This window comes from Pseudomonas sp. MWU12-2037 (assembly GCF_023242345.1).
Lineage (GTDB): Bacteria > Pseudomonadota > Gammaproteobacteria > Pseudomonadales > Pseudomonadaceae > Aquipseudomonas > Aquipseudomonas gingeri_D.
Window position 1 is genome coordinate 487,955 of sequence record NZ_JALLIZ010000001.1, and the last position, 20,512, is coordinate 508,466.

17 protein-coding genes and 3 tRNA genes are annotated in these 20,512 nt (G+C 62.7%); all 20 read left to right on the forward strand.

Annotated features, from left to right (window positions below; translation table 11 throughout):
• Positions 1-95: 95 nt before the first annotated feature.
• The 20 genes from leuC to tssA all read left to right on the forward strand — a co-directional run bounded on the left by leuC (position 96) and on the right by tssA (position 20,485).
• Positions 96-1,514 carry a 3-isopropylmalate dehydratase large subunit gene (gene leuC / locus M5B42_RS02195; protein ID WP_103497619.1) on the forward strand — a complete coding sequence of 473 codons (1,419 nt, stop codon included), beginning with the start codon at positions 96-98 and terminating at the stop codon, positions 1,512-1,514.
• Between the two features lie 10 nt (positions 1,515-1,524).
• Positions 1,525-2,169 carry a 3-isopropylmalate dehydratase small subunit gene (leuD, locus tag M5B42_RS02200; protein WP_103497618.1) on the forward strand — a complete coding sequence of 215 codons (645 nt, stop codon included), beginning with the start codon at positions 1,525-1,527 and terminating at the stop codon, positions 2,167-2,169.
• Positions 2,170-2,327: 158 nt separating this feature from the next.
• Positions 2,328-3,092 carry a class I SAM-dependent methyltransferase gene (locus tag M5B42_RS02205; protein WP_248744902.1) on the forward strand — a complete coding sequence of 255 codons (765 nt, stop codon included), beginning with the start codon at positions 2,328-2,330 and terminating at the stop codon, positions 3,090-3,092.
• Positions 3,093-3,149: 57 nt separating this feature from the next.
• Entirely contained in the window at positions 3,150-4,232 is a 1,083-nt protein-coding gene (gene leuB, locus M5B42_RS02210) for a 3-isopropylmalate dehydrogenase (RefSeq protein ID WP_103497616.1), read from the forward strand.
• A 68-nt stretch (positions 4,233-4,300) separates the two neighbouring features.
• Positions 4,301-5,413, forward strand: coding sequence for an aspartate-semialdehyde dehydrogenase (gene asd, locus M5B42_RS02215; RefSeq protein ID WP_017129390.1), 1,113 nt, complete (start codon positions 4,301-4,303; stop codon positions 5,411-5,413).
• Between the two features lie 144 nt (positions 5,414-5,557).
• A complete protein-coding gene (locus M5B42_RS02220; protein WP_248744903.1) occupies positions 5,558-6,556 on the forward strand; it encodes an aspartate-semialdehyde dehydrogenase in 999 nt (332 codons plus the stop codon).
• Positions 6,557-6,764: 208 nt separating this feature from the next.
• On the forward strand, positions 6,765-9,410 hold the full coding sequence (locus M5B42_RS02225) for a FimV/HubP family polar landmark protein (RefSeq protein WP_248744904.1): 2,646 nt from the start codon (positions 6,765-6,767) through the stop codon (positions 9,408-9,410).
• A 170-nt stretch (positions 9,411-9,580) separates the two neighbouring features.
• Entirely contained in the window at positions 9,581-10,405 is an 825-nt protein-coding gene (gene truA, locus M5B42_RS02230; RefSeq protein WP_177102600.1) for a tRNA pseudouridine(38-40) synthase TruA, read from the forward strand.
• 63 nt (positions 10,406-10,468) lie between these two features.
• On the forward strand, positions 10,469-11,101 hold the full coding sequence (locus M5B42_RS02235; RefSeq protein WP_103497612.1) for a phosphoribosylanthranilate isomerase: 633 nt from the start codon (positions 10,469-10,471) through the stop codon (positions 11,099-11,101).
• Positions 11,102-11,195: 94 nt separating this feature from the next.
• Positions 11,196-12,116, forward strand: coding sequence for an acetyl-CoA carboxylase, carboxyltransferase subunit beta (gene accD, locus M5B42_RS02240; RefSeq protein WP_100942980.1), 921 nt, complete (start codon positions 11,196-11,198; stop codon positions 12,114-12,116).
• A complete protein-coding gene (folC, locus tag M5B42_RS02245) occupies positions 12,113-13,420 on the forward strand; it encodes a bifunctional tetrahydrofolate synthase/dihydrofolate synthase (protein WP_248744905.1) in 1,308 nt (435 codons plus the stop codon). The genes accD and folC overlap by 4 nt, the downstream gene beginning before the upstream one ends.
• On the forward strand, positions 13,404-14,081 hold the full coding sequence (locus M5B42_RS02250; RefSeq protein ID WP_248744906.1) for an SPOR domain-containing protein: 678 nt from the start codon (positions 13,404-13,406) through the stop codon (positions 14,079-14,081). The genes folC and M5B42_RS02250 overlap by 17 nt, the downstream gene beginning before the upstream one ends.
• A gap of 96 nt (positions 14,082-14,177) precedes the next feature.
• On the forward strand, positions 14,178-14,735 hold the full coding sequence (locus M5B42_RS02255) for a CvpA family protein (RefSeq protein ID WP_103497609.1): 558 nt from the start codon (positions 14,178-14,180) through the stop codon (positions 14,733-14,735).
• Positions 14,736-14,776: 41 nt separating this feature from the next.
• Positions 14,777-16,282 (forward strand): amidophosphoribosyltransferase, encoded by a 1,506-nt coding sequence (purF, locus tag M5B42_RS02260; RefSeq protein ID WP_100942976.1) that lies wholly within the window; start codon positions 14,777-14,779, stop codon positions 16,280-16,282.
• Positions 16,283-16,469: 187 nt separating this feature from the next.
• Entirely contained in the window at positions 16,470-17,681 is a 1,212-nt protein-coding gene (locus tag M5B42_RS02265) for an O-succinylhomoserine sulfhydrylase (protein WP_248744907.1), read from the forward strand.
• Positions 17,678-18,454, forward strand: coding sequence for an SDR family oxidoreductase (locus M5B42_RS02270; protein ID WP_248744908.1), 777 nt, complete (start codon positions 17,678-17,680; stop codon positions 18,452-18,454). Before M5B42_RS02265 ends, M5B42_RS02270 begins: the two co-directional genes overlap by 4 nt.
• Positions 18,455-18,668: 214 nt before the next feature.
• A tRNA-Val gene (locus tag M5B42_RS02275) sits at positions 18,669-18,744 on the forward strand.
• Between the two features lie 57 nt (positions 18,745-18,801).
• Positions 18,802-18,878, forward strand: a tRNA-Asp gene (locus tag M5B42_RS02280).
• A 100-nt stretch (positions 18,879-18,978) separates the two neighbouring features.
• Positions 18,979-19,055 (forward strand) — tRNA-Asp (locus M5B42_RS02285).
• Positions 19,056-19,468: 413 nt separating this feature from the next.
• Positions 19,469-20,485, forward strand: coding sequence for a type VI secretion system protein TssA (tssA, locus tag M5B42_RS02290; protein WP_248744909.1), 1,017 nt, complete (start codon positions 19,469-19,471; stop codon positions 20,483-20,485).
• Positions 20,486-20,512 lie beyond the last annotated feature (27 nt).

Consider the following 20,512-nt stretch of genomic DNA (forward strand, 5'->3'; position numbering starts at 1 on the left):
CTAACCCCATAGCATCGACCTCACAAGCCAAGGGGTTATTGAGAACAGCCATCAATAAACCGGGGCATAGAAACAAGCTGATGAGGAAACGTCTGATGGCCGGCAAAACGCTTTACGACAAGCTCTGGGATTCTCACGAAGTGAAACGGCGCGACGATGGGTCGTCGCTGATCTATATCGACCGTCACATCATTCATGAAGTGACTTCGCCCCAGGCTTTCGAAGGCCTGCGCCTGGCCGGGCGCAAGCCCTGGCGTGTCGACTCGATCATCGCCACCCCGGACCACAACGTGCCGACCACTCCGGAACGCAAGGGCGGGATCGAGGCGATTGTCGACCAGGTATCGCGTTTGCAGGTGCAGACCCTCGACGATTACTGCGATGAATATGGCATCACCGAATTCAAGATGAATGACGTGCGTCAAGGCATCGTCCACGTGATCGGTCCGGAGCAGGGTGCAACCTTGCCGGGCATGACCGTGGTCTGCGGCGACTCCCATACGTCGACCCACGGCGCTTTTGGGGCCTTGGCCCACGGTATCGGCACTTCCGAGGTCGAGCATGTGTTCGCCACCCAGTGCCTGGTGGCCAAGAAGATGAAAAATATGCTGGTGCGGGTCGAAGGCACCTTGCCGTTTGGCGTGACCGCCAAGGACATCGTCCTTGCCGTGATCGGCAAGATCGGCACCGCCGGCGGTAACGGCCATGCCATCGAGTTCGCTGGCAGTGCGATTCGCGACCTGTCCGTCGAAGGCCGCATGACCATCTGCAACATGTCCATCGAAGCCGGTGCCCGCGTGGGCCTGGTGGCCGCCGATGAAAAGACCGTGGCCTACGTCAAGGGCCGTCCTTTCGCCCCGAAAGGCGCGGAGTGGGATTTGGCCGTCGAAGCCTGGAAAGAGCTGGTCTCCGATGCCGATGCGGTGTTCGACACCGTGGTCGAACTGGATGCCGCGCAGATCAAGCCGCAGGTCAGCTGGGGTACTTCGCCGGAAATGGTCCTGGCGGTTGACCAGAACGTGCCGGACCCGGCTCGCGAGCCCGATCTGGTCAAGCGTGGTTCCATTGAGCGCGCCTTGAAGTACATGGGTTTGACCGCCAACCAGGCGATTACCGATATCCAGCTGGACCGCGTCTTCATCGGTTCCTGCACCAACTCGCGGATCGAAGACCTGCGTGCCGCTGCCGTGATCGCCAAGGGCCGCAAGGTCGCCTCGACCATCAAGCAGGCGATTGTCGTACCGGGTTCGGGTCTGGTGAAAGCCCAGGCGGAAGCCGAAGGCCTGGACAAGATCTTTCTCGAAGCCGGTTTCGAATGGCGTGAGCCGGGTTGCTCGATGTGCCTGGCGATGAACCCGGACCGCCTGGAAAGCGGCGAGCACTGTGCCTCGACGTCCAACCGTAACTTCGAAGGGCGCCAGGGCGCCGGTGGTCGTACCCACCTGGTGAGCCCGGCCATGGCCGCCGCCGCCGCCGTGAGCGGTCGTTTTGTCGACGTTCGTGAATTGATCTGAGGAGCGCAGCATGAAAGCCTTTACCCAGCACACCGGTCTTGTCGCGCCTCTGGATCGTGCCAACGTCGACACTGACCAGATCATTCCCAAGCAGTTCCTGAAGTCGATCAAGCGCACCGGTTTCGGTCCCAACCTGTTCGACGAATGGCGTTACCTGGATGTGGGTTATGCCTACCAGGACAATTCCAAGCGGCCGTTGAACAAGGAATTCGTGTTGAACGCCGAGCGTTACCAGGGCGCCAGTGTGTTGCTGGCCCGGGAGAACTTCGGTTGCGGTTCCAGCCGTGAGCATGCGCCGTGGGCTCTGGAGGAGTACGGCTTCCGCAGCATCATTGCGCCGAGCTATGCCGATATCTTCTTTAATAACAGCTTCAAGAACGGCCTGCTGCCGATCATCCTCGACGACAGCGAAGTCGACGAGCTGTTCCAGCAGGTCGAGGCGACGCCGGGTTATCAGTTGACGGTCGATCTGCAGGCGCAGACCGTGACCCGTCCGGACGGCAAGGTCTATCACTTCGAAGTCGATGCGTTCCGCAAGCATTGCCTGCTCAACGGCCTGGACGATATCGGCCTGACTTTGCAGGACGGCGAGGCGATTGCCGCGTTTGAAGCCAAGCACCGGGCCAGTCAGCCGTGGTTGTTTCGCGACGCTTGATTTGGGGTAGGCAGGGCCGGCCTCTTCGCGGGCAAGCCCTGCTCCTACAAAGTTATGTCGTACGCGGCTTTTGTGTACGACGCAAAACTGTAGGAGCAGGGCTTGCCCGCGAAAAGGCCGGATCGGCAACACGGAACTCTCGGCAAAAGGAAAATCCCATGACCGGCAACGCCCACACCGCAGTCGTTCAAAAGCAATTCGGCGAACAGGCCAGCGCCTACCTGAGCAGCGCCGTGCACGCCCAGGGCGCCGAATTCGCCCTGCTCCAGGCCGAGCTGGCCGGACGCTCCGACGCTCGGGTCCTGGACCTGGGCTGCGGTGCCGGTCACGTGAGCTTCCATGTCGCCCCGCTGGTCAAGAAAGTGGCCGCCTATGACCTCTCGCAGCAGATGCTCGACGTGGTCGCAGCGGCGGCCGCCGAGCGCGGCCTGAACAATATCGCCACGGTATGCGGCGCGGCCGAAAGCCTGCCGTTCGCCGATGGCGAGTTCGACTTTGTCTTCAGCCGCTACTCGGCACACCACTGGAGCGATCTGGGGCAGGCCTTGCGGGAAGTGCGGCGGGTGCTCAAGCCCGGTGGCGTGGCAGCGTTCATCGACGTCATGTCCCCCGGCAGCCCGTTGTTCGACACCTACCTGCAAAGCGTCGAGGTTTTGCGCGACACCAGCCATGTCCGCGATTATTCGGCGGGCGAGTGGCTGCGTCAGGTCAACGAGGCCGGGCTGCACGTACGCAGTACCCAGCGTCAGCGCCTGCGCCTGGAGTTCGGCTCCTGGGTCGAACGCATGCGCACCCCACAACCGTTGCGGACCGCCATTCGCGATTTGCAGCAGGCAATGGGCGCGGAAGTGCGAGAATATTTCGAGATTGAGGCCGATGGTTCATTCAGTACCGATGTGCTGGTGCTGTGGGCCGAGCGATAGACTTTTTCCAGCCGCGCCCGTGACCATGGGCGCGGCGACAGATGACATGAGGAAAGCATGAGCAAGCAGATTCTGATTCTCCCAGGCGATGGTATCGGTCCGGAAATCATGGCCGAAGCGGTCAAGGTGCTGGAATTGGCCAGCGAGAAGTACAGCCTCGGTTTCGAGCTGAGCCACGACGTGATCGGCGGCGCGGCCATCGACAAGCACGGCGTGCCCCTGGCCGACGAGACCCTGGAGCGTGCCCGCGCCGCCGATGCCGTGCTGCTGGGCGCCGTTGGTGGGCCGAAGTGGGACAAGATCGAACGGGATATCCGCCCTGAACGCGGCCTGCTGAAGATCCGCGCGCAACTGGGCCTGTTCGGCAACCTGCGTCCGGCGATTCTCTATCCGCAACTGGCCGATGCTTCCAGCCTGAAGCCGGAAATCGTCGCCGGCCTGGATATCCTCATTGTTCGCGAACTGACCGGCGGTATCTACTTCGGCGCGCCACGGGGTACCCGCACCCTGGAAAACGGCGAGCGCCAGTCCTACGATACCCTGCCGTACAGCGAAAGCGAGATCCGCCGCATTGCCCGGGTCGGTTTCGACATGGCGCGGGTGCGCGGCAAGAAGCTCTGCTCGGTGGACAAGGCCAACGTCCTGGCGTCCAGCCAGCTGTGGCGTGAAGTGGTCGAGCAAGTTGCCCAGGATTACCCGGACATCGAGCTGAGCCACATGTACGTCGATAACGCCGCCATGCAATTGGTGCGGGCGCCGAAACAGTTCGACGTGATCGTCACCGACAATATGTTCGGCGATATCCTGTCCGACCAGGCTTCGATGCTCACCGGCTCCATCGGCATGCTGCCGTCGGCGTCCCTGGATGCCCATAACAAAGGTATGTACGAGCCGTGCCACGGCTCTGCGCCGGACATTGCCGGGCAGGGCATCGCCAACCCGCTGGCGACCATCCTGTCGGTTTCGATGATGCTGCGTTACAGCTTCAACCTGCACGAAGCGGCGCAGGCGATCGAGACCGCGGTCAGCCGTGTGCTGGACCAGGGCCTGCGCACCGGTGACATCTGGTCGGCCGGTTGCACTAAAGTCGGTACGCAGGAAATGGGCGACGCAGTAGTCGCCGCGCTGCGGAATCTGTAATCTCTCGGGCCCACCGCCTCTTCCATCCCTGGAGGCGGTGACCCACTTTTGTAAAAGGTGTAGTTGCGATGAAACGTGTAGGTCTGATCGGTTGGCGCGGTATGGTCGGTTCCGTGCTCATGCAGCGGATGCTGGAAGAGCAGGATTTCGACCTGATTGAGCCGGTGTTTTTCACCACTTCCAATGTCGGTGGCCAAGGCCCGTCCGTGGGCAAGGACATTGCTCCGCTGAAGGATGCCTACAGCATTGAAGAGCTCAAGACCCTCGACGTGATCCTGACCTGCCAGGGCGGCGACTACACCAGCGAGGTTTTCCCCAAGCTGCGCGAAGCCGGCTGGCAGGGTTACTGGATCGATGCGGCTTCCAGCCTGCGCATGCAGGATGACGCAGTGATCATCCTCGACCCGGTCAACCGCAAGGTCATCGACCAGCAGCTGGATGCCGGTACCAAGAACTACATCGGCGGCAACTGCACCGTCAGCCTGATGCTGATGGGCCTGGGTGGCCTGTTCGAGGCCGGCCTGGTGGAATGGATGAGTGCCATGACCTACCAGGCGGCCTCGGGTGCCGGCGCGCAGAACATGCGTGAGCTGATCAAGCAGATGGGCGCGACCCACGCCGCTGTCGCCGATCAACTGGCCGACCCTGCCAGTGCCATCCTCGACATCGACCGTCGTGTCGCCGAAGCCATGCGCAGTGACGCCTACCCGACCGAAAACTTCGGTGTGCCCCTGGCCGGCAGCCTGATCCCATGGATCGACAAGGAACTGCCGAACGGCCAGAGCCGTGAAGAATGGAAGGCCCAGGCCGAGACCAACAAGATCCTCGGTCGCTTCAAGAGCCCGATCCCGGTGGACGGTATCTGCGTGCGCATCGGCGCCATGCGTTGCCACAGCCAGGCGCTGACCATCAAGCTGAACAAGGACGTGCCGATCGCCGACATCGAAGGGCTGATCAGCCAGCACAACCCCTGGGTCAAGCTGGTGCCGAACCAGCGTGAAATCAGCATGCAGGAACTGAGTCCGACCAAGGTCACCGGCACGCTGAATATCCCGGTGGGCCGTCTGCGCAAGCTGAACATGGGGTCGCAGTTCCTCGGTGCCTTCACCGTGGGCGACCAGTTGCTCTGGGGCGCGGCCGAACCGCTGCGGCGCATGCTGCGTATCCTGCTGGAACGTTGATCCGCTGAAACGTTGAAAAACCCGCGTCTCGTCAGATTCGCGGGTTTTTTTATACCCTGCATCTCTGCAAGGCCTGCATGCAATTGCCTGACCGCCTGGTCACGGGTAAAGTGCCGCTCCCCCCGTTTCACCTGAGGTCATCCCATGAGCCAGTCCTTTGATATTGCCGTGATCGGCGCCACCGGCACCGTCGGCGAGACCCTGGTGCAGATCCTCGAAGAGCGCGATTTCCCGGTGGCCAACCTGCACCTGCTGGCCAGCAGCGAGTCGGCGGGGCATTCGGTGCCTTTCCGCGGCAAGAACGTGCGGGTGCGCGAAGTCGACGAATTCGACTTCGGTAAAGTCCAGCTGGTGTTTTTCGCCGCCGGCCCCGCGGTGACCGCCAGCTTTGCCCCGCGTGCGACGGCAGCGGGTTGTACGGTGATCGACCTGTCCGGCGCCTTGCCCGCGCCCCAGGTCGTGCCGGAGGCCAATCCCGAGGTGCTGGCGACCCTGGGCAAGCCGGTGCAGGTCGGCAGCCCGAGCGCGGCCGCCACGGCGTTGGCGGTGGTGCTGGCGCCGCTCAAGGGCCTGGATATCCAGCGGGTCACGCTGACCGCCTGCCTGGCGGTATCGAGCCAGGGCCGCGAGGCGGTGACCGAACTGGCCCGACAAACGGCGGAGTTGTTGAATGTCCGTCCGCTGGAACCGCGCTTTTTCGATCGGCAGATGGCGTTCAACCTGCTGGCCCAGGTCGGCAAGCCGGATGCCCAGGGGCATGTCTCCCTGGAAAAACGCCTGGTCAGCGAACTTCGCGAACTGCTCGCGGCACCTTTGTTAAAAATTTCAGTGACTTGCATTCAAGCCCCGGTGTTTTTCGGCGATAGCTATAGTGTCTCTCTGCAAACCGCCGGCGAGGTTGATCTGGCCGCGGTGAACGCTACGCTGGAAGCAGCGGCGGGAATCGAGCTGGTGGAAGCCGGCGACTACCCGACGGCGGTGGGTGACGCGGTGGGTCAGGATGTGGTTTATGTCGGGCGGGTACGTCGCGGTGTGGACGAGCCGTGTGAGCTGAACCTGTGGCTGACAGCCGATAATGTACGCAAAGGCGCGGCATTGAACGCTGTGCAACTGGCAGAGCTGTTGATAAAAGACCTGCTGTAAAAGATACTTGGCGGCAATTTGCAGAATGACTCTAGCCTGACGCTATGCTCAGGCTGGTTGCTGGAGGTGAACCTGTCCTCGGGCATTTGCAAGGGCGTCGGCTGAAACCGCGCGCTGCGGCGATGTTTTCAAGGGCGCGCACGCTGCCGCAAGGCGGGCGACACCACCTTCTCGCTAGCCGAGGAATGCACAAACAAAGGAAGAGGCTATGGTTCAAGTTCGCAAACTGGTGTTAGCAATAGCGGCCGCTTCGGCGCTGTCTTCCGGTATGGCACACGCGCTTGGGCTGGGGGAAGTGACCCTCAAGTCAACTCTGAACCAGCCATTGCTGGCAGAAATCGAACTGCAGGATGTCAGTGGTCTCAGCGCCTCGGATATCGTGCCGAGTCTGGCCTCGCCCCAGGCCTTCGCCGATGCCGGGGTCAGTCGCCAGGATTTCCTCAACGACCTGACGTTCACGCCGGTGATCAACCCCAACGGCCGCAGCGTGGTTCGGGTTACCTCGAGCAAACCGTTGTCCGAAGCCTATGTGCGCTTCCTGGTACAGGTGCAGTGGCCCAATGGCCGCTTGATGCGCGACTACAGCGTGTTGCTCGATCCGTCGAAATACACCCCGCCCGCTGACGCCGCCAAACCAGCTGCTGCTGCGAGTGCTCCGACGGCAGCCGCCGCGCCTGTGGCGCCGGTTACCGCGCCGACCAAGGCCAAGCAATACACCACCGGCCCCAAGGACACCTTGTGGGATATCGCCCTGAAGGAGAGCAATGGCGCTTCCGTGCAGCAGACCATGCTGGCGATCCAGGCGTTGAATCCGGGGGCTTTCCTCGACGGCAATATCAACCGCCTGAAGACCGGCCAGGTGCTGCGTCTGCCTGATCGCGTGGAAAGCCGCGCCTTGGCACAACCCAAGGCTATCGCTGAAGTGGCGGCACAGAATGCCGCCTGGCGTGCGGGACGGCGCTCGCCCCATGCCGGCAAGCAACAGATCGATGCCACCCGGCACAAAGGGACCGAGGGCGCGCCGACCAAGGCTGCTGCCAAGGACAACCTGAGCCTGATCTCCGCCGAGTCCGGCAAGAAGCACGGCAAAGGTGCCGCCAGCGATAGCAAGGCCCTGAACAACAAACTGGCGGTGACCCAGGAAAGCCTGGACACCACCCGTCGCGACAATGCCGAGCTGAAGAGCCGGATGGAAGACCTGCAAAGCCAGCTGGACAAGTTGCAGCGCCTGATTCAGTTGAAGAACGATCAGTTGGCCAAGTTGCAGGCCGATGGTGCGACAACCACGCCTGCGGCACCCACTGCCGGGCAACCGGCCAACGCCATGTCCGCCCAGTTGGCGGCCAAGCCGGAAGCGGCGCCCGCGCCGATCGCTCCGGCGGCGGAAGTGACCAAGCCTGCAGCGGTTGTACCGCCGATCCAGCCTGGCGCCGCCGTGCCCCAGGAGCGCAAGCTCGATGACCTGCTGGCCAGTCCGATCCTGATGGGACTGCTGGCCGGTTCCGTGGTGCTGGTGTTCCTCTTGCTCCTGCTGTTCCTGGCGCGTCGTCGCAAGGCCAAGCAGGAAGCGGAAAAACACCTGCGCATGGCCCGGGCGCTGAACGAGGAAGGTGGTTTTTCCGAAGAGCTGGATATGCCTGAAAGCAGTTTCGAGGGTCTGGAGGTCCCTCCGCCCAGCGTAAAGCTGGCACCCGCTCCGGCCCCGGTCCCGGCCGCTGAGCGTCCTACCGATGTACTGGACCAGGCTAACCTGCATATCCAGCGCGGTCACCTGAACCAGGCGGCCGGCTTGCTCGAAGAAGCGGTGAAATACGAACCACAGCGTACCGATGTGCGCCTGAAACTGATGGAGGTCTACGGCCAGCAGGGCGATCGTGATGCGTTTATCGCCCAGGAACGGCAGTTGCCTGCCGGTCAGCACCAGGCCGAAGTCGAGCAGCTCAAGAGCCGTTTTCCGTCGATGATCGCGGTTGCCGCGGTGGCCGGGCTCGGAGCGGCCGCGGTGGCGGCTGAACTGAGCGAGGATTACGTCAAGGAACTGCTGGCCGATGAGCCGCCGGCGCCAGTACCCGCTCCAGCTCCAGCTCCAGCTCCTGTTGCGGCGCCGGCACCGGTGGCGGCAGCGGACGATCTCTTCGACAGCGATTTTGACCTGAGCCTGGATGATCTCGAAGCCGCCTCGCCAACGGTGGTTGCACCGGCCAAGGCGGATCTGGATGACCTGCAACTGGATGACGACCTGAGTTTCGAGTCGATTCTGGGGCAGCAGGCAGGCGCCACGCCGGCGCTGGACGACGATTTGAGTTTCGAGTCGCTCATGGAACAGCATGCCCCGGCCAAGCCGGCCCTCGACGACCTGGCGGATTTCGATCTGGACCTGGGTGGGGAAGCGCCGCTGTCGACTTCGGCGGACGAGGACTTCCTGCTGAGCCTGACCGAAGACCTGAAGGATTCCGACGCCGAGGTCCCGACCCTGGGCGCCGGCGGTCTGGATGATCTGGATCTGCCGGCGGATTTCGATCTGTCGCTGGCGGACGAACTGGAGGCGCACGCCGGCCCGAATGCGTTCACCGACGAGCTGGATGACGTCAACGCCGAGCTGGATCGTCTGTCCCAGAGCCTGGAGCAGCCGCCGCTGGCTACACCGAGCCTGGCGGCCGACGAATTGCCCGAGGACGAGTCGTTCGACTTCCTCTCCGGCACCGACGAGGCGGCCACCAAGCTCGACCTGGCCCAGGCCTATATGGACATGGACGACAGCGATGGGGCGCGGGATATCCTCGCCGAGGTGCTGAACGAGGGCAGCGAGGCGCAGAAGGCCGAAGCCCGGGAGATGCTCAAGCGTCTGGCTTGATCGGTGCTTCAACAAAAAAACGGCAGCCTTCGGGCTGTCGTTTTTATTTGTAGGGCCAACTAAAAGTCCCTGGTGCATGGCGTCTCGGCCGGCTGGCCTTATAATGCCCGCCTTTGCGTCAACCAGCAGGCTGTGAGTTCTTGGCAAATATAGATAATCCGGCCGCCGAAGTGGCGGCCGACGGCGTCTTCAGGATCGCCCTGGGCGTCGAGTACAAGGGCTCGCGCTATCGCGGCTGGCAACGTCAGGCGTCCGGTGTGCCGACGGTGCAGCAGACCCTGGAAGAAGCGCTGTCGAAAGTGGCGGATTCGCCGGTTTCGCTGATGTGCGCCGGCCGCACCGATGCCGGCGTGCATGCCTGTGGCCAGGTGGTGCATTTCGATACCCAGGCCGAGCGTTCGCTGAAGGCCTGGGTCATGGGTGCCAATATCAATCTGCCCCATGACGTCAGCGTCAGTTGGGCGCAGGTGATGCCAGCGCACTTCCATGCGCGTTTCAAGGCCATCGCCCGGCGTTATCGCTACGTGATCTACAACGATCAGATCCGTCCGGCCCACCTGAACGAAGAGATCACCTGGAATCATCGTCCGCTGGATGTCGAGCGCATGGCCGAGGCCGCCCGTCACCTGATCGGCACCCATGATTTCAGCGCGTTCCGGGCCGGCCAGTGCCAGGCCAAGTCGCCGATCAAGGAAGTGCATCACCTTCGGGTCACCCGCCACGGCAAGATGATCGTCATCGATATCCGCGCCGGGGCCTTCCTGCATCATATGGTGCGCAATATCGCCGGGGTGCTGATGACCATCGGTGCCGGCGAGCGGCCGGTGGAGTGGGCCCGGGAAGTCCTGGAAAGCCGGGTCAGGCGTACCGGCGGCGTTACCGCCCATCCGTTCGGCCTTTACCTGGTGCAGGTAGAGTATCGCGACGAGTTTGCCCTGCCGCAGCGTTACATCGGGCCGCACTTTCTCACCGGCTTCTCGGAACTTGACGGCTGACGCCCGGAAAAGCATTTGTTACCATCCGGGACTTTCTCGGAAAAGCACTCGGGGTTTTACGACATGTCCGCCGTTCGCAGCAAAATTTGCGGAATTACCCGCATTGAAGATGCGTTGGCCGCCGTCGATGCCGGGGCCGATGCCATTGGTTTTGTGTTCTACGCCAAAAGCCCGCGGGCAGTGACGTTCCAGCAGGCGCGGGCGATTATCGCCGCCTTGCCGCCGTTCGTGACCACCGTCGGCCTGTTCGTCAATGCCAGCCGTTGCGAGCTGGGGGAAATCCTCGACGCGGTGCCGCTGGACCTGTTGCAGTTCCATGGCGATGAAACCCGCGAGCAGTGCGAAGGTTATCACCGTCCCTATATCAAGGCCTTGCGGGTCAAGGCCGGTGACGACATCGCCGCGGCCTGTGACGCTTACCCGAGTGCCAGCGGGATTCTCCTCGATACCTATGTCGAAGGTGTTCCCGGGGGAACCGGCGCGGCGTTCGACTGGTCCCTGATACCAACGGGCCTGAGCAAGCCGATTATCCTCGCCGGCGGCCTGACCGTCGACAACGTGGCCGAGGCCATCGCCCGGGTCAAACCCTATGCCGTGGATGTCAGCGGCGGGGTGGAGCAGGGCAAGGGCATCAAGGATCGTACAAAGATCGAAGCGTTCATACGCGCCGTACGCGGTTGCCGAGCGCCAATGTGACGGCTGGCAGCCTGCCGCCGTCCATGCATACCGCCGCAGAAAACAGGCGGGCCCGGTTGTTCGACGGGCCGAAAACGAATTGGAGAAAGACAGCATGAGCAACTGGTTAGTAGACAAACTGATCCCTTCGATCATGCGTTCCGAGGTGAAGAAAAGCTCGGTGCCTGAAGGTCTGTGGCACAAGTGCCCATCGTGCGATGCGGTGCTCTACCGTCCGGAACTGGAAAAGACCCTGGACGTCTGCCCCAAGTGCAACCACCACATGCGCATTGGCGCCCGTGCACGCATCGATATCTTCCTCGACGCCGAAGGCCGTGTTGAGCTGGGTGCCGACCTGGAGCCGGTGGACCGTCTGAAATTCCGTGACGGCAAGAAGTACAAGGACCGCCTGACCGCGGCCCAGAAGCAGACCGGCGAAAAAGATGCCCTGGTGTCCATGAGCGGCACCCTGCTGGGCATGCCGGTGGTGGTTTCCGCCTTCGAATTCTCGTTCATGGGTGGCTCCATGGGCGCCATCGTCGGCGAGCGTTTCGTACGTGCCGCCAACTACGCCCTGGAAAACCGTTGCCCGATGATCTGTTTCGCCGCTTCCGGCGGTGCGCGCATGCAGGAAGCACTGATTTCCCTGATGCAGATGGCCAAGACTTCGGCCGTACTGGCGCGCTTGCGTGAAGAAGGCCTGCCGTTTATCTCGGTGCTGACCGACCCGGTCTACGGCGGTGTTTCCGCCAGCCTGGCCATGCTCGGCGACGTGATCGTCGGCGAACCCAAGGCGCTGATCGGCTTCGCTGGCCCACGGGTGATCGAGCAGACCGTTCGCGAGAAGCTGCCGGAAGGTTTCCAGCGTAGCGAATTCCTGCTGGAGCACGGTGCGATCGACATGATCATCGCCCGCCAGGAACTGCGTCCGCGCCTGGGTAACCTGCTGGCGCAGATGATGGGCCTGCCGACACCCGAATACATCGCCTTGCCTGTTGAACCTGTCATTGTCCCACCGGTGCCTGCAAGCCTATGACCGAACGTACCCTGGGCGAGTGGCTCGCCTACCTGGAGCAATTGCACCCATCGGCCATCGACATGGGGCTGGAGCGCTCGCAAGAGGTAGCGAACCGCATGGGGCTGGGCAGGCCGGCGCCTCGGGTAGTCACCGTGACCGGCACCAATGGCAAGGGTTCGACCTGCGCCTTTGTTGCCTCGTTGCTGCAAGCGCAGGGGCTCAAGGTCGGCGTCTATAGCTCGCCACATCTGCTGCGCTACAACGAGCGCGTGCAGATCAACGGGGTCGAGGCGACGGACGCGCAGTTGTGCGAAGCCTTCGCCGCCCTCGATGCCGGGCGGGGCGAGACTTCCCTGACCTATTTCGAGATGGGCACCCTGGCCGCGCTCTGGCTGTTCGAGCGTGCGGCCCTGGATGTCGTGGTCCTGGAAGTCGGTCTTGGCGGGCGCCTGGATACGGTCAATGTGGTGGATGCCGACCTGGCGCTGGTGACCAGCATTGGTGTCGATCATGCCGAATACCTGGGCAACACCCGCGAATCGGTGGCGTTCGAAAAGGCCGGGATCTTCCGCCCGGGCGCACCGGCGCTGTGTGGTGACCTGAATCCGCCGCAGCCGCTGCTGGACAAGGTCCGTGAGTTGGGTAGCCCGTTCTTCCTGCGTGGCCGGGACTTCGATCTTGGCCTCACCGATGCAAACTGGCAGTGGCGTGGCGTCGACCGCGAGGGCCGGGTGGTCGAGTTGCGCGATCTGCCGCTGCTTGGCCTGCCGATGGAGAACGCCGCCCTGGCCCTGCAGGCTTACCTGTTGATGGATCTGCCATGGCAACCCGAGCGGATTGCCCAGGCGCTGCTGGATACCCGTATTGTCGGCCGGCTGGATCGGCGTAAGCTGACCTGGCAGGGCAAGTCCCTCAGCCTGATGCTGGATGTCGGGCACAATCCCCATGCCGCCGAATACCTGGCCGAGCGCCTGGCGCACAGTCCCTTGAAGGGGCGGCGTTTGGCGGTATTCGGGCTCTTGTCGGACAAGGACCTCGATGGGGTGGTTGCCCCGCTTGAGCGTCATATACAGCACTGGGCGGTAACGCCCCTGCAGACGCCGCGCAGTCGCCCGGCCGCTGACCTGCAAACCGCCTTGGCGGCCCGTGGTGCGTCGGTGAGCGTCTACGAGAGTGTCGCCGCTGCACTGGAAGGGCAATGCGCCCAAGCCACGGCCGATGACGAAATTCTGTTGTTCGGATCGTTTTTTTGTGTTGCCGAGGCGCTGGAGTGGCTGGCCCGGCGCGCCACGGAGGAGGCTGCCAATGGCAATGCTGGATAAAGCGTACAAGCAACGGATGGTCGGTGCCCTGGTGCTGGTGGCCTTGGCGGTGATCTTCCTGCCGATGCTGTTTTCCCGCCAGGACGAGCAGCGTCAGGTTCGGGTCGAGGCGCCGACCGCGCCCCAGGCCTCGGCGCTGCCCCAGGTCAAGGTCGAGCCGGTGCCGGTTCCCGAACCCCAGGCATTGCCCCCGGATTCGGTCCCGGCTGATGAGGAAGTCGAGGAAACGCCGGTGCCTCTCGCACCGGCACCGGCACCGGCACCGGCACCCAAGCCAGTGGCTCCGGTCGCGGCGGCCAAGCCCGTAGCCCCTGCGCCCGCCACCAAACCGGCTCCGGCCCCGGCGCAAACACCGGCCCAGGTGGTTGCAGTGGCGCCGGCCAAGCTCGATACCACGCAAAATCGCGTAGACCCCAACGGCCTGCCGATCAGCTGGTCGGTGCAGTTGGCCAGCCTGTCCAGCCGTGACAGTGCCGAAAGCCTGCAGAAGACCCTGCGCAGCCAGGGTTACAACGCCTATATCCGTTCTTCCGATGGCAAGAACCGGGTCTTTGTCGGTCCGCTGATCGAGCGTGCCGAGGCCGATCGCCTGCGTGACCTGCTGGGTCGTCAGCAGAATCTGAAGGGCTTTGTCGTGCGTTTCCAACCGGAACGCGGGTAAGCCCGCGGCTTTGTATCGAAATGCTCTGACAATCGCCTTACCAGTGGGGCGGCGCTCTGCTAAAATGCGCCGCCTTATCCGTCTGTAGGCTGCACTGTGCCATTTACCTGGGTTGACTGGGCGATTATTGCGGTAATCGTCGTTTCTGCGTTGATCAGCTTGAGCCGTGGTTTCGTCAAGGAAGCCCTGTCCCTGCTCACCTGGATCATTGCCGGCGCGGTCGCCTGGATGTTCGGTGGCTCGTTGTCCGTGTACCTGACCGACTATATCCAGACACCTTCGGCACGCGTGATCGCGGGCTGTGCAATCATGTTCGTCGCCACCCTGCTGGTGGGCGCCATGGTCAACTATCTTATCGGCGAACTGGTTCGCGTCACCGGCCTGTCCGGGACCGACCGCTTCCTCGGCATGGCCTTCGGTGCCGCGCGTGGCGGGCTGCTGGTGGTGGTGGCCGTCGGGCTGCTGAGCCTGGGGCCGGTCCAACAGGATTCGTGGTGGCAGGGCTCCCAGCTCGTGCCAAAATTTCTATTGGTCGCCGACTGGTCCAAGAACCTCATCCTGGGGTGGAGCAGTCGGTGGTTAGCCAGCGGAATCAGCGTACCCGCTGACCTTCCGTTCAAGGAACATCTCTTGCCGGCCAAAACGCCTCAGTAAGAGCTGTTCAGTTCAGATTCATTAAGTAGGGGTTGCGTCGCATGTGTGGCATCGTCGGTATCGTCGGTAAGTCGAACGTCAATCAGGCGCTGTATGACGCGCTAACCGTGCTCCAGCACCGCGGCCAGGACGCTGCCGGTATCGTGACCAGCCATGACGGCCGGTTATTCCTGCGCAAGGACAACGGCCTGGTCCGCGATGTATTCCATCAGCGGCACATGCAGCGCCTGGTCGGACACATGGGCATCGGCCATGTGCGTTACCCGACCGCCGGCAGTTCGACTTCGGCTGAGGCCCAGCCGTTCTATGTCAACTCGCCGTACGGCATCACCCTGGCCCACAACGGTAACCTGACCAACGTCGAACAGTTGGCCAAGGAAATCTACGAGTCGGATCTGCGCCACGTCAACACCAACTCCGACTCGGAAGTGTTGCTCAACGTGTTCGCCCACGAGCTGGCCCAGCGCGGCAAGCTGCAACCGACCGAAGAAGACGTGTTCGCCGCGGTGACCGACGTGCACAACCGCTGCGTCGGTGGTTACGCGGTGGTGGCGATGGTGACTGGCTACGGTATCGTCGGTTTCCGCGACCCCCATGGCATCCGTCCGATCGTGTTCGGCCAGCGTCACACCGACGAAGGCGTCGAGTACATGATCGCCTCGGAGAGCGTGTCCCTGGACGTGCTCGGTTTCACCCTGATCCGCGACCTGGCACCGGGCGAAGCGGTGTACATCACCGAAGACGGCAAGCTGCACACCCGTCAATGCGCGACCAACCCGTCGTTGACCCCGTGCATCTTCGAACACGTCTACCTGGCGCGTCCGGATTCGATCATCGACGGCGTGTCGGTATACAAGGCGCGTCTGCGCATGGGCGAGAAGCTGGCGGAGAAGATCCTGCGCGAGCGTCCGCAGCACGATATCGACGTGGTCATCCCGATCCCGGACACCAGCCGTACCTCGGCCCTGGAGCTGGCGAACCACCTGGGCGTGAAGTTCCGCGAAGGCTTTGTGAAGAACCGCTATATCGGCCGGACCTTCATCATGCCGGGCCAGGCGGCCCGCAAGAAGTCCGTGCGGCAGAAGCTCAACGCCATCGAGCTGGAATTCCGTGGCAAGAACGTCATGCTGGTGGACGACTCCATCGTGCGCGGCACCACGTGCAAGCAGATCATCCAGATGGCCCGCGAAGCCGGCGCGAAAAACGTCTACTTCTGCTCGGCGGCCCCGGCGGTGCGCTACCCGAACGTCTACGGTATCGACATGCCGAGTGCCCATGAGCTGATCGCCCACAACCGCACGACCCAGGACGTGGCCGACCTGATCGGCGCCGACTGGCTGATCTACCAGGACCTGCCGGACCTGATCGAGGCCGTCGGTGGTGGCAAGATCAAGATCGAGAACTTCGATTGCGCGGTGTTCGACGGCAAGTACGTCACCGGCGACATCGACGAGCACTACCTGGCCAAGATCGAGCAGGCGCGTAACGATGCGTCCAAGGTCAAGACCCAGGCGGTCAGCGCGATCATCGACCTGTACAACAACTGAGTAAAAACCGGCTCTGGGGTGTGGTCGCGGTCCTGAAAACACCGCAACCCTGTAGGAGCCGGGCTTGCCCGCGAAGCTTCTGGCGGTCTCAAGGGCCCCTTCGCGGGCAAGCCCTGCTCCTACAGGGGTCGTGTCCACCCTTAAAACCGGTTTTAATCTTCAAGAGAATCGAACAAGGAGTGGCAGCATGAGTCAGGAATGGGATGCCGGTCGGTTGGACAGCGATCTCGAGGGCGTAGCCTTCGACACCCTGGCCGTCCGTGCCGGTCAGCACCGCACGCCGGAAGGCGAGCACGGCGACCCGATGTTCTTCACCTCCAGCTACGTGTTCCGCACCGCCGCCGATGCGGCGGCGCGTTTCGCCGGGGAAGTGCCGGGTAACGTCTACTCGCGCTACACCAACCCCACCGTGCGTTCCTTCGAAGAGCGCATCGCCGCCCTGGAAGGGGCCGAGCAGGCGGTTGCGACCGCCACCGGCATGGCCGCGATCATGGCCGTGGTCATGAGCCTGTGCAGTGCCGGCGACCATGTGCTGGTCTCGCGCAGTGTGTTCGGCTCCACCATCAGTCTGTTCGAGAAGTACTTCAAGCGCTTCGGCGTTGAAGTCGACTACGTACCGTTGGCCGACCTGTCGGGCTGGGACGCGGCGATCCGGCCGAATACCAAGCTGCTGTTCGTCGAATCGCCGTCCAATCCGCTGGCCGAACTGGTGGATATCGCCGCGTTGGCTGAAATCGCCCATGCCAAGAGTGCGATGCTGGTAGTGGACAACTGTTTCTGCACGCCGGCCCTGCAACAGCCTTTGAAGCTGGGCGCGGACATCGTCGTGCATTCGGCGACCAAGTTCATCGACGGCCAGGGTCGTTGCATGGGCGGCGTGGTTGCCGGGCGTGGCGAGCAGATGAAGGAAGTCGTCGGTTTCCTGCGCACCGCCGGGCCGACCCTCAGCCCGTTCAACGCCTGGATCTTCCTCAAGGGCCTGGAAACCCTGAACCTGCGCATGCGCGCCCACTGTGCCAATGCCCAGGCCCTGGCCGAGTGGCTGGAGCAGCAGGACGGCATCGAGAAGGTCCATTACGCCGGTCTCAAGAGCCACCCGCAGCACGAACTGGCCCAGCGTCAGCAACGCGGTTTCGGTGCGGTGGTGAGCTTCGAGGTCAAGGGCGGCAAAGAGGGCGCCTGGCGCTTTATCGACGCCACCCGACTGATCTCGATCACCGCCAACCTGGGTGACAGCAAGACCACCATCACCCACCCGAGCACCACTTCCCACGGCCGTCTGGCGCCGCAGGAGCGTGAGGCCGCGGGGATTCGCGACAGCCTGATCCGTGTCGCCGTCGGCCTCGAAGACGTGGCCGACCTGCAAGCCGACCTGGCTCGCGGGTTGGCGGCCTTGTGATCGAGTGGTCCCTGGACACGGCCGTTGCCAATAACGGCCGTGTCGCCCTGGTGACGGGCGCGGCCCGTGGTATCGGCCTGGGGATCGCGGCGTGGTTGATCAGCGAAGGCTGGCAGGTGGTGCTCACCGACCTCGATCGTCGCCGTGGCGCCAAGGTGGCCCGGATCCTGGGCGAGAATGCCTGTTTCATCGGCATGGATGTGGCCGATGAAGCCCAGGTGGCCCAGGGCGTTGCCGAGGTATTGGGCCGTTTCGGCCGGATCGATGCCCTGGTGTGCAACGCGGCGATTGCCGATCCCCACAACATCACCCTCGAAAGCCTCGACCTGGCGCACTGGAATCGCGTGCTGGCGGTCAATCTCGGCGGGCCGATGCTGCTGGCCAAGCACTGCGCGCCTTATCTGCGTGCCCACTGCGGCGCGATCGTCAACCTGGCCTCTACCCGTGCGGCGCAGTCGGAACCCGACAGCGAGGCCTATGCGGCGAGCAAGGGCGGTCTATTGGCCCTGACCCACGCCCTGGCGATCAGCCTCGGGCCGGAGATCCGGGTCAATGCGGTCAGTCCGGGCTGGATCGATGCCCGCGATCCCTCGGTACGTCGGGCCGAGCCGTTGAGCGACGCCGACCATGCCCAACATCCGGCGGGAAGGGTAGGGACGGTCGAGGATGTGGCGGCGTTGGTGGCCTGGTTGCTGTCGAGGCATGCGGGGTTTGTCACCGGCCAGGAATTCGTGGTTGACGGTGGCATGAGCCGCAAGATGATCTACCGGTAGGAGCGAGCTTGCTCGCGATGGACGTCAACGATAACGCGGGAAGTCTGCTAGCCCGTAGTGTTCCGGCTACCATCGCGAGCAAGCTCGCTCCTACAGAGAGCAGGGCTTGATGGTCTTGCCTGTGACACGAATCTGTCTTTTTCTGAAAAACTTCAAGCAGGCTATTGACTTAGGTCCGCTACCTGCGTAAATTTCGCGGCCTCAACGAAGCAAAGGGTGATTAGCTCAGCTGGGAGAGCATCTGCCTTACAAGCAGAGGGTCGGCGGTTCGATCCCGTCATCACCCACCACTCGTTGAGCTTCTCGCAAGAGAATCGGATGTTCCGCAAGGAACTTCCAACCGACGCGCAGCGGTAGTTCAGTCGGTTAGAATACCGGCCTGTCACGCCGGGGGTCGCGGGTTCGAGTCCCGTCCGCTGCGCCATATTTGTACAGGTCGCCTTGTGCGGTCTGCGATTGAAAGGCACCGAAGCTTTTTGATCACGGGTTTCAAGATTTCAAACGGACGCAAGTCCGAGCGATACGCAGCGGTAGTTCAGTCGGTTAGAATACCGGCCTGTCACGCCGGGGGTCGCGGGTTCGAGTCCCGTCCGCTGCGCCATACACCGCTTCAAGGCCCTTGAACTCCTTGAAGCAAAGAAAATGCCCCGGCTTGCCGGGGCTTTTTTTTGCCTGTTTTTTGCCCGCCACTGCCTGGGCTTCTTGCGCTGACTTGAAGTCGTCCCCTTCGATTCTCTTGTGACACGTTTTAAATACGCTGCGAATGTTTAAAAAAGTGTCATGAAAGTTCCTTCTTTGCTCTTCCTTTGAAAGTTGCAAACTTTCGTTATTTATTTCCTTTGCAACGGCACTTCGTGGTTATCCGATCTAGGACGATTCCTATGTTTTCGGCCCCCCCCTTTGACTAGAGTGAATCCACGCAGCGCCTGGCTTGCCGTGTGCGCAGGGCGCTGAGGTTTAAAGTCTTTCACTTTGGTTTGGCGTGCCTGAAGGGCATTTTCATGGGGCTGGAATATGTCGATAAAAGAACTGATTCCTTATATTAATACCCTGCCTGACAGGCCCTGCGGTCCGAACTTGGAATACCGCGCGGACTTTATTCAACTGTTACAAGAAATAGACGGCGGCAACGAAGTTCAATACGGCGATCATGTGTACCCCGCAACGCCGGTGGACTGGCAACGGGTACGCTCGCTGTGCCTGACGCTGCTGGAGGATGCTCTCGACCTGCGGGTGGCGGTTTGCCTGGCGCGGGCCTTGCTGGAATTGCACGGGCTGCCCGGCTTTGTCGATGGCTTGCGGCTGATCGACAGTCTGCTGCGTGAGCGCTGGGAGGATGTTCACCCGCAGCTCCTGGCCGAAGACGATCACGATCCGCTGATGCGCCTCAATACCCTTGCCGAGCTGGCGGTGCCCACCAGTGTGGTCCAGGTGCTCAAGCGTCAGCAACTGGGCAATGCCATGGGCCTTGAACCGCTGCGTCTGACCGATCTGGCCTGCATCGCCGAGTCCGCCGAGGAGGAGGTTCGGACACAAGGACTGGCGCGTCTGGGCGCGCTGATCGAGTCCAAGGCCCGTGCTGAGCTGATCGAGAACCTGAGCTTGTTGAGGGCTCTGGTCGAACTGATCGCGCGGATCGGTGCTTGTCTCGAGGAAAAAATCGCGGCCCCCGGTATTTCGCCGCTGGACGGCCTCGGGCGGGCCCTGGACAAGTGGTGCCGCATCGCCGAAGAGCGTTGCGATGTCGTCTTGCCGCCGCTAGGCGATGACTTGCCCCCGGCCCTGGCCACCGATGTGACAAGTCGCGCTCCAGCTGCCTGGAGCGGTGTCTGCCAGTCCCGTGAGGACGTAGTCCGCGCCCTGGATGCCATTTGCGCCTACTACGCCCACCACGAACCTTCGAGCCCGGTGCCCTTGCTGGCGGCCAGGACGCGTCGGCTCGCCAGCATGAGTTTTCTCGAAGCGATCGCCGAACTGGTGCCGGGCAGCCTTGCCGACCTGCATGCGCTGGGCGGTATCACCGATGACTAACCTTTCCCTCCCTGCTCAGGTTTATCT

What these genes read in the sequence shown, in the direction of transcription:
- leuC (WP_103497619.1), top strand. Translation starts at nt 96, where the DNA reads ATGGCCGGCAAAACGCTTTACGACAAGCTCTGGGATTCTCACGAAGTG.
- leuD (WP_103497618.1), top strand. Translation starts at nt 1,525, where the DNA reads ATGAAAGCCTTTACCCAGCACACCGGTCTTGTCGCGCCTCTGGATCGT.
- M5B42_RS02205 (WP_248744902.1), top strand. Translation starts at nt 2,328, where the DNA reads ATGACCGGCAACGCCCACACCGCAGTCGTTCAAAAGCAATTCGGCGAA.
- leuB (WP_103497616.1), top strand. Translation starts at nt 3,150, where the DNA reads ATGAGCAAGCAGATTCTGATTCTCCCAGGCGATGGTATCGGTCCGGAA.
- asd (WP_017129390.1), top strand. Translation starts at nt 4,301, where the DNA reads ATGAAACGTGTAGGTCTGATCGGTTGGCGCGGTATGGTCGGTTCCGTG.
- M5B42_RS02220 (WP_248744903.1), top strand. Translation starts at nt 5,558, where the DNA reads ATGAGCCAGTCCTTTGATATTGCCGTGATCGGCGCCACCGGCACCGTC.
- M5B42_RS02225 (WP_248744904.1), top strand. Translation starts at nt 6,765, where the DNA reads ATGGTTCAAGTTCGCAAACTGGTGTTAGCAATAGCGGCCGCTTCGGCG.
- M5B42_RS02235 (WP_103497612.1), top strand. Translation starts at nt 10,469, where the DNA reads ATGTCCGCCGTTCGCAGCAAAATTTGCGGAATTACCCGCATTGAAGAT.
- accD (WP_100942980.1), top strand. Translation starts at nt 11,196, where the DNA reads ATGAGCAACTGGTTAGTAGACAAACTGATCCCTTCGATCATGCGTTCC.
- folC (WP_248744905.1), top strand. Translation starts at nt 12,113, where the DNA reads ATGACCGAACGTACCCTGGGCGAGTGGCTCGCCTACCTGGAGCAATTG.
- M5B42_RS02250 (WP_248744906.1), top strand. Translation starts at nt 13,404, where the DNA reads ATGGCAATGCTGGATAAAGCGTACAAGCAACGGATGGTCGGTGCCCTG.
- purF (WP_100942976.1), top strand. Translation starts at nt 14,777, where the DNA reads ATGTGTGGCATCGTCGGTATCGTCGGTAAGTCGAACGTCAATCAGGCG.
- M5B42_RS02265 (WP_248744907.1), top strand. Translation starts at nt 16,470, where the DNA reads ATGAGTCAGGAATGGGATGCCGGTCGGTTGGACAGCGATCTCGAGGGC.
- tssA (WP_248744909.1), top strand. Translation starts at nt 19,469, where the DNA reads ATGTCGATAAAAGAACTGATTCCTTATATTAATACCCTGCCTGACAGG.